Source organism: Paenibacillus daejeonensis DSM 15491, assembly GCF_000378385.1.
GTDB lineage: Bacteria > Bacillota > Bacilli > Paenibacillales > Paenibacillaceae > Paenibacillus_D > Paenibacillus_D daejeonensis.
In genome coordinates, this window is sequence record NZ_KB899668.1 from 23226 (window position 1) to 39256 (window position 16031).

Consider the following 16031-nt stretch of genomic DNA (forward strand, 5'->3'; position numbering starts at 1 on the left):
GGGTCTAATATGCATAAAGCAAAGGGTAAAGCGTTGAAGGTGGGGATGCTCGTGTTGGCGTCGTCGCTGGTGCTGGGGGCTTGCAGTGGTGGAAATGGAAGCGGTTCATCGTCTGGAAGTGAGGATGGGCCAGTGGATATCTCGATCATGAGTGTCTTCTTCACGCCGTCGCCACCACCGAGCAATAATGAAGTACAGCAGAAGATCGAAGAGGTCACGAATGCCAAGCTGGATATTCAATGGGTATCGGCCAATAACTATCCCGACCGGCTGAATGTTACCCTGGCGTCGGGCGATCTCCCGGATATCGTCTACATCGGTGATCCGTTCAGCTCGACCTTCCGCACGGCAGTTAATCAGGGTGCGTTCTGGGATCTGTCGCCGTTCCTGGAGGACTATCCGAACCTAATGGGGACGCTGACAGACACGGCTTGGGAGCTGACACGCATCAATGACGGCAATTATGGCATTCCGCGTCCACGACCGGCCGAAGCCGATACGTTCTTCACGGTTCGTGCCGATTGGCTTGAGAACCTGGGTCTGGATATGCCGACCACGCCGGATGAGCTGTATGACGTGATGAAGGCCTTCAAGGAGCAGGACCCGGACGGCAATGGCCAGCAGGATACGATTGCCTATGCCGGCTACGTCAATCCTGAGAATATGGGCAGTATGGGCTTGTTCGAGCAGATCTTCCTGCAAACGACCGGACAGTCCAGCGGCTCCGTGTTGTGGAAGGATGTAGATGGCGAGTTAGTGTTCGCGGCGCTACTGCCGGAGATGCGCGAGGCGCTGGAGTATATGGCCCGCGGCTACCAGGAAGGATTGTTCCCGCCGGACCTGGCATCGCTGAAGGTCAGTCAGGTAAGGGAGCTGTTCCAATCGGGCAGAGCTGGACTGATCGCGGAGAAGTCGGGTGCGTATGAGACCTATATTCAGCCGATGAAGCAGATCTGGCCGGAGATGGAGATGACCGATCTGGTGCCGATTACACAGATTAATGATCACAACCCTGCAGGCCCTGGCTTCTCGGGAATCAACGCGATTCCGCGCTCGGTGCCGGAGGAGAAAGTGCGCCAGATTCTCGCCGTCTACGACACGTGGGTAACCGATGAAGTATTCGAGCTGCACAGACAAGGTGTAGAGGGCGTTCATCATACGGTAGAAAATGGCGAGGTCGTTCTGGATACGGCCAAAATTCAATCCGACGCGATCGAGAGCTACAACCAAATCGTCTATGTCGCCGATCCCTACGACAGCACCTCGAAGCCCTGGTTCCCGCAAGAGGCTCAGGATCTGTACCGCGGCATCCAGGATGAGAAGGAGCAAACCAGCTCGGTCGATGTCAGTATCGGGGTGTACTCCGAGACGGCACAGACCTATCAGCCGGAGCTGCTGAAGGAGCTGCAGGATATGAAGACCAAGATTATTTTGGGCTCCGAGCCCATCACGGCCTGGGATGCCTATGTGGAACGGCTGCAAGCCAACGCCAACTTTGTAAAAATGGCCGAGGAAATGAATGCCGATTACCAGAGCCGCAAGAGTCAATAGCAGCATCAGGGATAGCAGCGCAAGCTGCTTGTCCTGTCGCCTGGCCTCCTGCGGATAGGCAGGCAACAGCTGCGTATAAGCCTGTCCCGAGCAGAGCTTCGCTGGCTGGCCAGACTACGCAGCGGCCGCCGTCTTCCAACGGACGGGGGCCACTCCATTTGCCTTCCTAGTCCACTGCCATTGCCGGGGGATTGTATGGTAGAATGGGAGCATTGTAACGGGCCTTGGAAAGGCCGGAACGGAGGCGCACATGGGCAAGTGGCGAGATTATTGGGCGCAGCTGTTGACGTCGGGTATGCGACAATATCGCAATCGGCTGGCGATGGTGCTGCTTCTGGCCAGTCTTCCGGGACTGGCCATCGGTTTTTTTATCTACTGGGTGATTGAATCGCAAGTCGAGCATGAGCTCCAACATATTCATACAAGCCAACTGGAGCGGGCAGCGAACACCTTCGAGAATCAGTTCGCCAATATGGAGATGTTCATCTCCCACTGGTCGTATGATGCGAACTTTCACGATCAGCTGGCAGACCTCGACCTGGCGACAGGTTATGAGCAGGTTCATACACTCTATCGTACGCTGCTGTCGATCAAGGGCTCCAATCCGATGTTTCATCAGGTGGAGTTGTACGTCGGAGGAGAGCAGCCGATCGTCTTTACCGAAAGCGGATACAAACAGTTGGAAGACCTGGAACAGATCAATTTGTATGAGGGTCTGCTGACGCATCGCCGGGCCATGCATTGGTCGAATGAGTTCCCGGGGTTACTGAACTACGGCAACAGTCGGCCGCATACGCTGAGTCTCGTTCATAAGCTGACGGATTCACAGCATCCGGCGGCACCGGCCTTTGGCTCACTCATCATTTATCTGGACCGGGAGCGGGTGCTGGATCAGATCAAGACCTTGACTCCTTATCATCAGGGAACGACGTTTCTCTATTCCGAAAATGGCCGGTTCCTGCTGACGACCACGCCAGACAATCAGCCCAGCGAATTGGACCGAAAAATTTTTGCAACGATGCCGGAGCACAGGGGAGAAACGGGAACCTCTCTATTCGAGGATTCGCAGAGCGGGGAGACGTATTCCGTCACCTACGGCCGGTTCTCAAGACTGGGGGACCAATGGTCATATGTGTCGGCGGCCCCGATCACGGCGATTACCGCACCGGTTGTTTTTGTCTCCAAGCTGATCATCGCCATGAGTATAGGTCTGGTCCTGATGGCACTGGCTCTTGCCTGGTTCGCTTCGGCCCGTCTCTACTCGCCAGTCGAGCGGTTGATGAAGGCGATGAATGTGCAAGGCAGGGGGAGTGGCCCTGCGGACGACGAATTCGCACTCATCGAGTCCGGCTGGAACGATCTATCGCGGGAGAGCGGTATTCTGCAAAAAAAACTGGACCAGCATCTCCCGCATCTTCGGGAAGGCTTCCTCCTGCAGCTGCTGCAGGGGAACCTCTATGCGTTCAGAGAGCAGGAGCTGGAGGAGCGGATGAGTCAATACGGCTGGGAAGTCGAAGCTCGCCGCTACCGCATTATGATGATCCGGCTGACGGGATTCTCCCGGCTGGAAGGCCGGTTCTCGCAGGGCGATGAGGGCCTGGTGACCTTTGCGGCATCGAATATTATTCATGAGTTGGCCGAGCAATCGGAGCTGGAGGCAGATATCGTCAACTTCCACGACCTGACGATCGGTTTGCTCTGCCGGCTACCAGCCGAGTGGGACGAGGATACGGCCGAGGAGCGGGTCGAACGCTTGACGCGGGAGATGACCTCGGCAATCGCCGAGGTGCTGCGTCTGCATGCGACCATTGCGCTCAGCCGCGTCGGCAGCGCACTCAAGCAGATACCCGCGTTATACGAGGAGACCAAGCTGGCCCTGGGCTTCCGAGACCTGCAGGATGGCAGCCAGGTCATTGATCTGGAGCAACGGGATGGAGCAGGTGAGACGGGCGGGCTCGGCTATCCTTTTGAGCTGGAAAAAGAAATTATCTATGCCATCCGTCTGGGCAACGAGGATGAGGCCGTCACCCGGATACATGAGTTCGCAGGCGAGATTCAGGCGCGGGCACCGCATGAGGCGGCGCTCAAGCAGGGGATGCTGCAGCTGCTCGGAGCCGTACTCCATGTGGTGCTGCAATCCGGGCTTCATACCCATCAGCTGTACGAAGGCGTCAACCTCTATGAGCAGCTTGCCCAGCTGCGCGAGCCGGAAGAGATGACCGTTTGGTTCCAGGACAAGGTAGTCCGGCCGTTCATGCAGCAGTGGGCGCAGCAAAAGGATCATCAGGTCCGGGAAGCAGTCGAGCGGGCCATCATCATTGTGCAGGAGCGGTTCCGCGAAGATATCTCACTCGATTACTGTGCCGATGAGGTGAAGATGTCGCCTTCGGCATTTAGCAAGGCATTCAAACGGATCACCGGGCTAAATTTTATCGATTATCTGACCCAGCTGCGACTGGAGCGTGCCAAGCAGAGCCTGCGCGACACGGACAAGAAGATTAGCGATGTGGCGGAGGAAGTGGGCTATCAGCACAGTTATTTTAACCGGCTATTCAAGAAGAATGAAGGGCTGACGCCGAGTCAGTACCGACAAAAAAGCCGTGAGGAACCTGGCGGGCTCCCGCGGGATGAGGAGGAGCAGGATGGATGAGAAGACGGTAGACCGAATTGCACAGGTGGCGGAGGAAATCGCACAGCCGCAGACCGCAGGAATGAGTGGGCAGAATGTCCCTGCAGGAGCACTGGGTGAATTCGTAGAGAAGCTGCGTACGCCGGAAGCCAAATGGCGCATCCAGCCGTTCTGGTTCTGGAACGGGGATCTGGAGGACGAGGAGATTACCAGACAGATTGCAGAGATGGCTGAGCAGGGCGTCGGCGGATTCTTCGTCTGCGCCCGCCAAGGCATGCATGTGCCGTACCTCTCTGACGCCTGGTTCGCCAAAGTGCGCGTGGCGGCTGAGGCCGCGCTGGAGCACGGGCTCGAGGTCTGGTTGTATGACGAATATCCATACCCAAGCGGCATTGCCGGAGGGGAAGTGATTCTGGAGCACCCCGACGCCAAGCAGCGGATGCTGGTGCACCGGACACTGGGAGCTGCAGGCGGCGAGCTGTGTGTGAGCGAGCTGCCATGGGGCCGTGTGCTGAGCGCCCGGGCCATCCCGAGAGCGGCAGGGGGAGAGCTGGACTGGGAGCGGTCCGTCGACATTCGCCGTTACATCGGCAATGATCAGGTGCAGCCAGTCTTTCAGAAAACAGGTCTCACCGCCTATAATCAGAAGCGTTTCTTCACGTACCAGACGGTGCAGAAGCTGCAATGGGCGCCTCCGGCAGGCGATTGGGAAGTGCATATTTTTCTGGAAGAGGAAATCGAGGATTTCAAATATTATGGTACGTTTGTCGATCCCTGCCACAAGGAGGCCATGGCAACCTTCATCCGGCTGACGCATCAGCGGTATGCGGATGAGCTGGGGGCGTATTTTGGCCGTCCAATTCGAGGGATGTTCACCGACGAAATTGCACCGCTAGGCAAGGTGCCATGGTCGCCGCGAGTACCGGAAGCCTTCCTGAACCGCAGGGGGTATCGTATCGAGGAGCATTTGGAAGCGTTAATTGGAGGATTAGCGTGGGACGGAGCTGGGGCGAGCACGGGCTGTGCGCCTGGCGCAGAGGCTGCGGGTGAGACGGCTCGTGCAGAGGGTTCCGGGGTATCAGGTCTGGCTGACGGGACTGCCGCTGAGAACGCTGGGGCTGCGGGAGCACAGCGGCTGCCGGTAGCCCGGGTCCGCTATGATTTTTATTTGACCGTGCATGAGCTGCTGCAGGAAAGCTATCATCAGCCTGTCTCGGCTTGGTGCGAGCAGTATGGCCTGCACTATGTGACCGAGGTGCCTTCGATGCGGCTCTCCACGCAGGCTCATAGTCATGTGCCTGGCGGTGACAGCGCCCATGAGAAGATCGGCCGCTCACTGGACTGGATTCTGGATAAATACACCGCGGACCTGCGGGCCAATCCCAAGATGGTCAGCTCGGTCTCAGCCCAATACGGGCGCGAGCGGGCGTTGATCGAATGCTTCCATAGTGTAGGTTGGTCCATGACCTTGCAGGACGCACGGTGGATGATCGACCGGATGGCGGCGATGGGCATTAACTTTTACAATTTCCATGCCTTTTTCTACACGCTGGACGGGATGACGCAGCATGATGCGCCACCGTCACAATTCGACCAAAATCCGTATTGGAAGCACTTCCGCCGCTTGGGTGACTATACAGGACGCATCAGCAAGTTGATGGGGACGGGTCGGGCGGTACGCCGAATCGCCATGCTGGACCCGGCTACGACGCTGTGGACGATGCTGGCCAACCCGCTGCACAAGCATGATTACGGCGGCAGCGATGAGAAGGAGGAATCCCGTCATGCGGCGTACAAGCGCTACTGGATCGAGCTCTGCAAAACCTTGCTGCAGGCGCGTCGCGACTATGATCACCTCGATCCCCACACGCTGGCCGAGCGCGGAGTCGTGGAGGATGGCGTGATCCGGGTCGGCGATGCGGCCTATGAGCTGGTACTGCTGCCGCCGCTGACCAATCTGGAATCCCGTGCGTGGGATAAGCTCAAGCGCTTCATCGACGCTGGCGGCCAAGTAATTGCTATGGGCATGCTGCCGCATGAATCTATCGAGGGCGATGACCGCGTCGCACGCGAGATGCGGGCGGCATTTGGCTTGAGCGCGGATGCGGCTGGCGCGGCAGACTTCTGGGGAGAGAGAGGCAGCGCTGCGACAGAAGGCGGCGGTGAAAATGAGCTTCCGGTTGTCCGAAGCGCAGAGGGACAGAGGCAAGAAGCGGCGACTTGTGGGGCGAATGATGAAGTGGCAGCCTCTGCGGCCCAAGAACGACTAAGCTTTGTTGATGGGGGATCGCAGTTCAGCGAGGAGGTGCGGGGGGCTATGCTGGACCTGTTGGACCAGAAACTGCCGGAGCAGGTGCGCCTTGAATCCGAGGCGCGCAGTCTGCTGGTGCATCAGCGCGACGTTGCTGCTGGCGTGCGGGCGGTGTTCGCTACGCATCAGGAGGATGGCGAGGTCACAGCCGAGCTTATCATTGACGGACGCGTACTGGAGCAGGCTGCAGCGGGAAGTAACCCGGGGAACCTGGAGACAGACCAGCTCTCCGCCTGGTCGTATGACCTTGAGACAGGACAAGTAACGGCGCTCGCACTGAGGCAGGCTGACGGGAATGAAGCTTCCTATCAAGTAACCCTGCGTTTTGCGCCGTATCAATCGCATGTGGTGTTAATCTCTTCTGGCGAGGCGACCGCTGCATGCACAGGTTCGGTTTCAGCTAAGCCTTCCGAGCTGAAGCTGTCGGTTGCGGGACCTTGGCGTATGGCACCGCTGCGGGACAATGCTATTCGCTTCGATGCGTTTGATATGTCCGTGCGCCGCCCGGATGAATCGGCTGCGCCGCTAGGGGGAACTTTCCGGGCAGATGCAAAGACCTTCATCGATCAGCTGGGCGAAGCTGTGGCCGCAGGCATAACGCTGCCGCTGGCCTTTGAACAGCCATTCGGGACGCCGGTGCGGACGGCAATTGCTTATCCACTGCAAGCTTCGTACGAAGCGGTGTTCGAAGTCGATGTGCTGCCGGAACGCTGCCAGCTATTGATGGACCGGAGTGCGATTGGCGGGACATGGCGCCTGATGGTGAACGGGCATGCGCTGACAGAGGCGGACTTTGATGACGTCCGTTTCTATGACAACAGCAACGTGAGCTGCGAAGTTGCTCCATTACTGACAACGGGTGAGAACCGGCTGACAGTGGAGGTAGAGATCGGCAGCGATTGGCATGGGGTGACGGATGCGATCTATCTGGTTGGAGCATTCGGCGTCTCGTTCGCCGCTCCGAACCACCCGCGCATGACGAAGCTGCCGACTCAGGCTGAATTGAAGGCTGCGCCTTATCCGGGGTTGCCGTATTATGCGGGCGATCTCGTCTTCAGCCGGACATTCGAGTTGGGTGCAGAGGAGCTGCCTGGCGGGGAGCGGTTCCGATTGGTCTTTGCGGATTTCGACTCTGCCTTCCATGACTGCGCGGCCGTTTCGGTAAATGGTCACGCGCTCGGCCTGCGCCCATGGACTCCGTATAGTTGGGTGGGAGACACGGCCATTCTGAAACCAGGCCCCAATAGGGTAGAGGTGACGGTGACGAGTACGCTGATCGGCCTCCTGGAGGGCCGCTACTTCGACAAGGCTTCGCATACGCTGCCTTCCGTGCAGGAGCATCCGTTGTTCCGGGCTGCCAAGTAAGCCGCATCTATTCTATCGTTTGAACGCTAACGCTTGCCATGATCTTATTTCGCGAATCAGCCACGATGTAGGCTGATTTTGCGGGATGAAGGTTTTGTGGTGAGCGTTTTTTGTGAGGAAGAGTCAGGATAATATAGGCTCGGTGCAAGGTCACGCAGGCGGAGATTATTGAATCTGTACAGGTTTCTTAGCGAAACATGGACAGGTTCTTTATTTTGTGCACGGGAGGATCAGAAAGGGAATACATTGCATAATGCTCACTATCGTAAAAATGTATCGCCCTGCGCGATTGCTGTCGATACATCGCCTACAACTAGGGCATAGAGTGCACATCATCGGAGCTCGTCCTAGTCTACAATTAACGTTCGGCTTGAGGAGCGACCGTTCATATATATGAATTTTTGTGAGGAGGGATTTGATGTCGCAGTCTAATATACCTAATATTACTCCCATTATCTCCGTAACTAGAGACGAGGCGGTAAATCTCTTGCTGTCTTCGATTGCGTTGGAGGAATTGGGGCTTAGTCACATTATTAACGCGGAAGGGGAAAAGCTGCAGTATGTGCTGGGGACACTCCCCGGATTATCAGGTCCGGCAGCCACAATCAGTGACATATTAAATGTCAATGCGAGTGTTCGGGATACGATTCGCCAGCTGACACAGAAAGAGTGGTTGCTGCAAAATAAGTTGGAAAGTATATTGGCCACACCGATCTCGGTGGGACCGACAGGTCCCGCTGGTCCAACCGGGCCATCGGGCGGGCCTCCGGGGCCTCCCGGTGCTACCGGCCCAGCAGGGGCTACGGGACCTACTGGTCCGGCAGGAGCAACAGGACCGTCGGGCGCAGTGGCGCCGGGGACGCCGTTGTTTAATGTATTCGGGACTACGGGGGATGCAGGCGTAGAGGCTTTGACTGACTTGATTTTCGAGTCCTCCACGTTGGATATCACGGTAAGAAGCGGCTCGGCAATCGTCAATATTGAATCGCGTGCCGTAACCGGCCCAGCCGGTGCAACGGGATCTACGGGAGCCGCAGGGGCGACAGGAGCAACTGGAGTTACGGGAGCCACCGGAGCGACAGGAGCAGTTGGGGTTACGGGAGCAACGGGAGCGGCAGGCGCCGCAGGGGCAACCGGTGCAACAGGAGTAGCAGGTGCCACCGGAGCCACAGGCGTGGCAGGAGCAACGGGAGCGACCGGAGTCGCAGGAGCAACCGGTGCAACAGGAGTAGCCGGGGCGACCGGTGCAACAGGTGTCGCAGGAGCAACCGGAGCGACAGGAGCAGCTGGGATTACGGGAGCCACAGGCGCGACCGGTGAAGCTGGGGCTACGGGAGCCACCGGGCCAATAGGTCCAACAGGTGCAGTTGAACCAGGAGTATCACTGTTTAACATCAGTGGAACAACCGGGGCAGGAGAAGTTGATGTTGGCAGTGACTTGTCTTTTGAATCCACAACTCTAGATATAGCAGTTATTGAAGGCACATCTATCATATCGATCGAAAGCAGGTCAGTTACAGGAGCTACTGGACCAACTGGTCCTGCAGGAGCTACGGGGCCGACAGGTCCAGCGGGAACTGTACAGCCTGGTTCCGTTTTATTTGGACTTAGCGGCACCACGGGAACAGGTGAGGTACTCGCGGGCGGAAGTCTGTCTTTTGAATCAAGTACTTTGGATATTTCAGTAATTGAAGGAACGTCTATTGTAACCATTGAAGGAAGTGGCTTAGTAGGTGCCACAGGTGCAACGGGAGCAACGGGCGCAGCAGGGGCTACTGGTGCAACAGGCTCTGCGGGAGTCACAGGAGCAACGGGAGCCACAGGCGTAGCAGGAGCCACCGGTGCTACAGGTGTGGAGGGAGCCACGGGAGCGACAGGCGCAGCAGGGGCAACCGGAGCAACAGGAGTTGCAGGAGCCACGGGAGCAACGGGCTTAGCAGGAGCGACCGGTGCAACAGGTGTAGCAGGAGCCACGGGAGCTACAGGCGTGGCAGGGGCAACCGGTGCAACAGGTGTAGCAGGAGCAACGGGAGCAACGGGCGTCGCAGGAGCAACCGGAGCAACTGGAGTGGCAGGTGCCACCGGAGCGACAGGAGTAGCGGGAGCCACTGGTGCGACAGGAGTAGCGGGAGCCACTGGTGCGACAGGTGAAGCAGGAGCGACCGGTGCCACAGGAGTGGCAGGAGCAACCGGGGCGACAGGAGTAGCGGGGGCCACCGGAGCCACAGGAGCTACAGGTGTAGCGGGAGCGACCGGAGCGACAGGCGAGGCAGGAGCCACAGGAGCCACAGGAGCCACAGGTGTAGCGGGAGCGACAGGCGCAACAGGAGTAGCAGGACCCACCGGTGCAACAGGAGTGGCAGGAGCCACCGGAGCAACGGGAGCAACAGGTGTAGCGGGAGCGACCGGTGCAACTGGCGTAGCGGGAGCAACGGGAGCCACAGGTGTGGCAGGTGCCACCGGAGCGACAGGCGAGTCAGGAGCCACGGGAGCAACAGGAGTAGCGGGAGCGACCGGTGCAACTGGCGTAGCGGGAGCAACGGGAGCCACAGGTGTGGCAGGTGCCACCGGAGCGACAGGCGCCGCAGGTGCAACCGGTGCAACAGGAGTAGCAGGTGCCACCGGAGCCACAGGCGTGGCAGGAGCAACGGGAGCCACGGGTGCGACAGGTGAAGCAGGAGCGACCGGAGCTACAGGAGTAGAGGGAGCCACGGGAGCGACAGGAGTAGCCGGGGCGACCGGGGGCACAGGAGTAGCGGGAGCCACCGGTGCAACAGGAGCGACAGGAGTAGCGGGAGCCACCGGAGCCACGGGAGCAACAGGTGTCGCAGGAGCCACGGGAGCAACCGGGGCCACAGGCGCTGCAGGAGCGACCGGAGCTACAGGAGTGGCAGGTGCAACCGGGGCCACAGGAGTGGCAGGAGCCACCGGAGCCACAGGTGTCGCAGGAGCCACCGGAGCCACAGGCGCGGCAGGAGCAACGGGAGCCACAGGCGTCGCAGGAGCGACCGGAGCGACAGGTGTAGCGGGAGCAACGGGAGCCACAGGCGTCGCAGGAGCGACCGGTGCAACAGGAGTAGCAGGAGCAACGGGGGCCACAGGCGTCACGGGAGCGACCGGAGCCACAGGCGTAGCGGGAGCGACCGGTGCAACAGGCGTAGCGGGAGCGACCGGTGCAACAGGCGTAGCGGGAGCGACCGGGGCCACCGGCGTCGCAGGAGCCACCGGAGCAACAGGAGTAGCCGGAGCCACGGGAGCCACAGGAGTAGCCGGAGCCACCGGAGCCACCGGAGCCACAGGAGTAGCGGGGGCAACCGGAGCGACAGGCGAGGCAGGAGCCACAGGTGTAGCGGGAGCGACGGGAGCCACAGGTGTGGCGGGAGCGACCGGTGCAACTGGCATCGCGGGAGCGACCGGTGCAACAGGAGTCGCAGGAGCTACGGGGGCCACAGGCGTCACGGGAGCGACCGGAGCCACAGGCGTCGCAGGAGCCACCGGAGCGACAGGCGTCGCAGGTGCAACAGGAGCTACAGGAGTAGCGGGAGCGACCGGAGCGACAGGAGAGGCAGGAGCCACGGGAGCAACAGGTGTAGCGGGAGCCACGGGAGCAACAGGAGTAGCGGGAGCCACCGGAGCGACAGGAGAGGCAGGAGCCACGGGAGCCACAGGCGTAGCAGGAGCGACCGGAGCCACAGGAGTGGCAGGAGCCACAGGAGCCACAGGCGTAGCAGGAGCGACCGGAGCCGCCGGAGCCACGGGAGCCACAGGCGTCGCAGGAGCAACCGGAGCGACAGGAGTCGCGGGAGCCACAGGCGCGGCAGGAGCCACGGGAGCAACAGGAGTAGCCGGAGCCACCGGTGCAACAGGAGTAACAGGTGCAACAGGCGCGACCGGAGCGACAGGAGTAGCGGGAGCGACCGGAGCCGCCGGAGCCACCGGAGCCACCGGAGCGACAGGAGTAGCGGGGGCAACCGGAGCGACAGGCGAGGCAGGAGCCACCGGAGCCACAGGTGTAGCGGGAGCGACGGGAGCAACAGGTCTGGCAGGAGCAACGGGAGCGACCGGAGTCGCAGGAGCCACCGGTGCAACAGGAGTAGCTGGGGCGACCGGTGCAACAGGTGTCGCAGGAGCAACCGGAGCTACAGGAGTCGCGGGAGCCACAGGAGCGACAGGCGTCGCAGGAGCCACCGGAGCGACAGGCGCCGCAGGAGCAACCGGAGCAACAGGAGTAGCCGGAGCCACGGGAGCGACAGGCGCGGCCGGAGCCACCGGAGCAACAGGAGTAGCCGGTGCAACCGGAGCCACAGGAGTGGCAGGAGCAACCGGGGCCACAGGAGTAGCCGGAGCAACCGGGGCCACAGGCGTCGCAGGAGCCACCGGAGCAACAGGAGTAGCCGGAGCCATGGGAGCGACAGGAGTAGCCGGAGCCACGGGAGCGACAGGAGTAGCCGGAGCCACGGGAGCGACAGGAGTGGCCGGAGCCACGGGAGCGACAGGAGTAGCCGGAGCCACGGGAGCCACAGGAGTAGCCGGAGCCACCGGAGCGACAGGCGCGGCAGGAGCAACGGGGGCCACCGGCGTCGCAGGAGCCACCGGAGCAACAGGAGTAGCCGGAGCCACCGGTGCAACAGGAGTAACAGGTGCAACAGGCGTAGCGGGAGCGACCGGTGCAACAGGCGTAGCGGGAGCGACCGGTGCAACAGGAGTAGCCGGAGCAACCGGGGCCACAGGCGCTGCAGGAGCCACCGGAGCGACAGGCGCCGCAGGGGCAACCGGTGCAACAGGGGTAGCAGGAGCGACCGGAGCCACCGGTGCAACAGGAGTAGCCGGGGCCACCGGTGCAACAGGAGTAGCCGGAGCGACCGGAGCCACAGGAGTGGCAGGAGCGACTGGTGCCACAGGAGTAGCAGGAGCGACCGGAGCAACTGGAATCACAGGCCCAACTGGTCCTACGGGTCCAATCCTTCAGCCGTTTGTGAATTCAAATATTGCCGGTCAAACGGTGGCCAGTAACGGTCTTGTAACGATTAATAGCTCCACTACGCTTGCGGGAATCACGACAAATGGGACTACAACCTTCACATTGGTACAGGGGGGATTATACTACCTCTCTTGTGTTCTTAATACTGCACTTCTTACGCCAGCCAACTCATTGTTCGCAATATCAATAAACGGTAGTACGGCAGCACCGGTCATCGCTCCGTCAGCCAATGCCGGTTCAGCTGGACAAATTAACGTCATTCGGGTTCAGAGTTACGCAGCTGGTACGACCTTGGCCATCTATAACCGTTCCGTGAACGCTGTTACTTTAGCAAATGGTGCTGACTCGACGGGAGCTGTAGTGGGAAGTGCAGGCCACTTCTGTCTGTTCCGTATTGCAGATGGACCAACCGTGTAAAAAGCAGTCATTTATACAAAGCAGGCAGTGCCGTATGTGGGCACTGCCTGCTTTTTTACTTCATTTGCTTAGAACCAATAATATATTGCCGCCCCAAGAGCGAACGAAACAGCTGCTACGCCTGCACACCAACGGGCTATTTTGTTTCGGATAGGTCGTTCCTCAGGGACTACGGTATTAAAATTAGCCCGTTGCCTGTCACCACTTGTCCAAGAACCCACCATGAATCCAGAGATAAGGATGCCGACGACGCCAATGACCATTAGTATTTCTACTAAAGACATAAGGATAACTCCTCAAAGTTTTCCGAAGGAAAACTCACTTCGAAAGCATAAGCTTGCTCAAGGTTGCCTGGCTACCGATGAATTTAATAGAATATACGTATCCGCGGCAGAATCGTTTCTTGAAATTGTAAATCGAGTTAACATCAGGGGGTGTATTGATGATTGCTAACTTACTGCAAGCCTCAAAAAATACAGTCGTTTTCACCGGTGCTGGCATGAGCACGGAGAGTGGGGTGCCTGATTTCCGTTCAGCACAGGGACTATGGCGGGGAATTGACCCGCGCTCATTGGCTAGTATCGAAGCTCTGCGTGACAATACAAATGATTTCGTGTCGTTCTATAGCAGTAGAATTCGAGCCCTACAGACGGTCAAGCCGCATCGGGGATACGATGTCCTGACTTCCTGGGGAAAGCAGGGATGGCTGCAGAGCGTCATTACCCAAAACACAGATGGTTTGCATGAAATCGCAGGCAACCCGCAAGTCATCCCGATTCATGGTACGATCCGCGAGCTCCATTGTGAGGCCTGTCGCAACACTTACCCTGAACAGCGCTACCTTGACGAGGAAGTGAGGTGCAGTTGCGGCGGATTCATTCGCCCTTCTGTAGTATTGTTTGGTGAAATGCTGGACGAGCGTGCGTTGGAGGCAGCCGAGCAAGCAGCCCGCCAAGCCGAGCTGTTTATTGTTTTGGGTTCATCACTTGTCGTTTCTCCTGCGAATTGGTTGCCCCGCATTGCTCGTGAGCATAGCGCTAAGCTCGTTATCGTGAATGAGGAACCCACACCGCTTGACACACTAGCTGATTATGTCATCCATGGACGGAAGATAGGCGATGTTTTGCAAGAGGCCGCAGATAAGCTTGGTTACTGACCAGTACCACCCAGGTAAATAAGAGGAGTGAACGTATGCCGGATATTCAGGTGATCGAGGTACAAGAAGAGCAAAAACCGGTTCTCCGCCAGTTAATCGAGCTGTATGAGTATGATTTCAGTGAGTTTAATGATCGCGACGTCAATGCATTCGGGAGGTACGAGTATCGATATCTGGATCATTACTGGACAGACGAAGGCCGGTATCCGTTCTTTGTGCTTGTCGATGGTGCCTATGGGGGCTTTTTGCTGGTAAATAGCCATTGCTATCTACAAAAATCAGGATCGTCCAAATCGATAGCTGAGTTCTTCATTATGCGAAAATATCGCAAACAGGGAATTGGCGGCGCTGTTGCTGCAATAGTCTTCGATAAGTTTAAGGGGGATTGGGAGGTTTTGCAGCATGGGGACAATGTTCCCTCCCAGATCTTCTGGCAAAAGGTCATTGCAGCTTACACAAGCGGGAGCTATCAGCTATCTACCGTCGAGACAGAATCCTGGGTAGGCCAAGGCTATACCTTCAACAACGCGTCTAAATCGTAACTTTTCCCAAAGTTCTATCGTCTATGGTAGATAAAGGGGGCTGCGCATGATGAAATACGTACTGGGTATGTTGCTGATTGTACTGCTAGCGGGGTGTAGCGGCGGCAACGCATCTGAACCGGAAGAGCCGTTCTATGGTATACGAGGGACCGTGGTTGAAGAGGATGAGCAAAGGGTGCTGGTAGTCTCTAACGAGAAGCTAGGCAGAGAGGATATGGAAAATCCACGTTACAATGCAGCCTGGTTGTCAGGCATTCATCGCAAAGTAGAGGTAGGCCAACAGGTTGAGGTTGCTTTTGACGGAGGGGTGAATGACAGTTATCCGCTGCAGGCGCAGGGAAAGTCGGTCAAGCAAATTCAGGATGAACAACCTGAGGGCGCGGCATTGTCTCGTGAGGAGGCGGTGCGTCAGGCTTTGCAGCAGGCAGAAAACTTGATTACTCCTACCGTGCTGGAAGTAGAGTATCTGGAGAGGTCAAGTGAGTGGCGTATTCTAATTTATGAGAACGCATCGATTAGCGAAAACTCGGAGGTTGAAGTAAGGGTCCAGGAAGAAGCGAACGGCTGAAAAAGCTCAAACGGCGAAAGCGATGAAAGGCCTGCCGCCTTCATGCTTTCGCCGTTTTCTCGTGCGTCCATAGGGGAAGGTCAGTTGGAGGTCTCTTCGTCATCCAGGAACCATAAATGGTCCATGCAGTCAGGTTCACCGTTATAATTAATCAAGATTTCTTCACCAGCCTGAATGTCACGATAGGCAAAAAAATCGAACGTATGCTTCTCAAAGCTGATATCGTAAATGGCATTCGGTTGATAGGAGTGGTTGAATAAACTGCCATAACCTAGTAGAATGGCGGTGTGGTTCTTGCCGTATTGGTAGACATAGTCAGCAAGGATCGTCTGCTCAATGTGGACATCGTCCTCATTCTCGTAAGCGACGACGGGTGCTTCGTGAATGAGTGTGCCTTCCGGAATGTCGCAGGTTGCGAAAACACCGCGTCTGAACTCGCCTTTGCTGAGCGGGGAGGTGCGAACTTCGATCATAGGTCACCTGTTCCTTATGAGATTAATAGCGTGCTATT

9 protein-coding genes are annotated in these 16031 nt (G+C 58.1%); 7 read left to right on the plus strand and 2 right to left on the minus strand.

Going from position 1 to position 16031, the window contains the following annotated elements:
• The first annotated feature begins 9 nt into the window (after nt 1-9).
• From F556_RS0123310 to F556_RS38630, 4 genes are all read left to right on the plus strand, one after another.
• Nucleotides 10-1551 (plus strand): extracellular solute-binding protein, encoded by a 1542-nt coding sequence (locus tag F556_RS0123310; RefSeq protein WP_020619411.1) that lies wholly within the window; start codon nt 10-12, stop codon nt 1549-1551.
• Nucleotides 1552-1801: 250 nt separating this feature from the next.
• Nucleotides 1802-4201, plus strand: coding sequence for an AraC family transcriptional regulator (locus tag F556_RS34990; RefSeq protein ID WP_020619412.1), 2400 nt, complete (start codon nt 1802-1804; stop codon nt 4199-4201).
• Nucleotides 4194-7856 (plus strand): glycosyl hydrolase family 2 protein, encoded by a 3663-nt coding sequence (locus F556_RS0123320; protein WP_020619413.1) that lies wholly within the window; start codon nt 4194-4196, stop codon nt 7854-7856. Before F556_RS34990 ends, F556_RS0123320 begins: the two co-directional genes overlap by 8 nt.
• A 418-nt stretch (nt 7857-8274) precedes the next feature.
• A complete protein-coding gene (locus F556_RS38630) occupies nt 8275-13254 on the plus strand; it encodes a beta strand repeat-containing protein (protein WP_020619414.1) in 4980 nt (1659 codons plus the stop codon).
• A gap of 68 nt (nt 13255-13322) precedes the next feature.
• Here F556_RS38630 and F556_RS39270 read toward each other — a convergent pair whose 3' ends face one another.
• On the minus strand, nt 13323-13538 hold the full coding sequence (locus tag F556_RS39270) for a DUF5316 family protein (RefSeq protein ID WP_020619415.1): 216 nt from the start codon (nt 13536-13538) through the stop codon (nt 13323-13325).
• Between the two features lie 158 nt (nt 13539-13696).
• Between F556_RS39270 and F556_RS0123335 the strand changes: the two genes are divergently transcribed.
• From F556_RS0123335 to F556_RS0123345, 3 genes are read left to right on the plus strand one after another with little or no spacing between them, the layout of a single operon-like run.
• On the plus strand, nt 13697-14410 hold the full coding sequence (locus F556_RS0123335; protein ID WP_020619416.1) for an NAD-dependent deacylase: 714 nt from the start codon (nt 13697-13699) through the stop codon (nt 14408-14410).
• Between the two features lie 35 nt (nt 14411-14445).
• The gene (locus F556_RS0123340; protein ID WP_020619417.1) at nt 14446-14952 is read left to right on the plus strand and encodes a GNAT family N-acetyltransferase; all 507 of its coding nucleotides are present in this window, start codon (nt 14446-14448) and stop codon (nt 14950-14952) included.
• 46 nt (nt 14953-14998) lie between these two features.
• Nucleotides 14999-15520: a DUF3221 domain-containing protein gene (locus tag F556_RS0123345; protein WP_020619418.1), complete on the plus strand. Its 522-nt coding sequence runs from the start codon at nt 14999-15001 to the stop codon at nt 15518-15520.
• 80 nt (nt 15521-15600) lie between these two features.
• Here F556_RS0123345 and F556_RS0123350 read toward each other — a convergent pair whose 3' ends face one another.
• Nucleotides 15601-15993 carry an SET domain-containing protein gene (locus F556_RS0123350; protein ID WP_020619419.1) on the minus strand — a complete coding sequence of 131 codons (393 nt, stop codon included), beginning with the start codon at nt 15991-15993 and terminating at the stop codon, nt 15601-15603.
• Nucleotides 15994-16031: the final 38 nt, after the last annotated feature.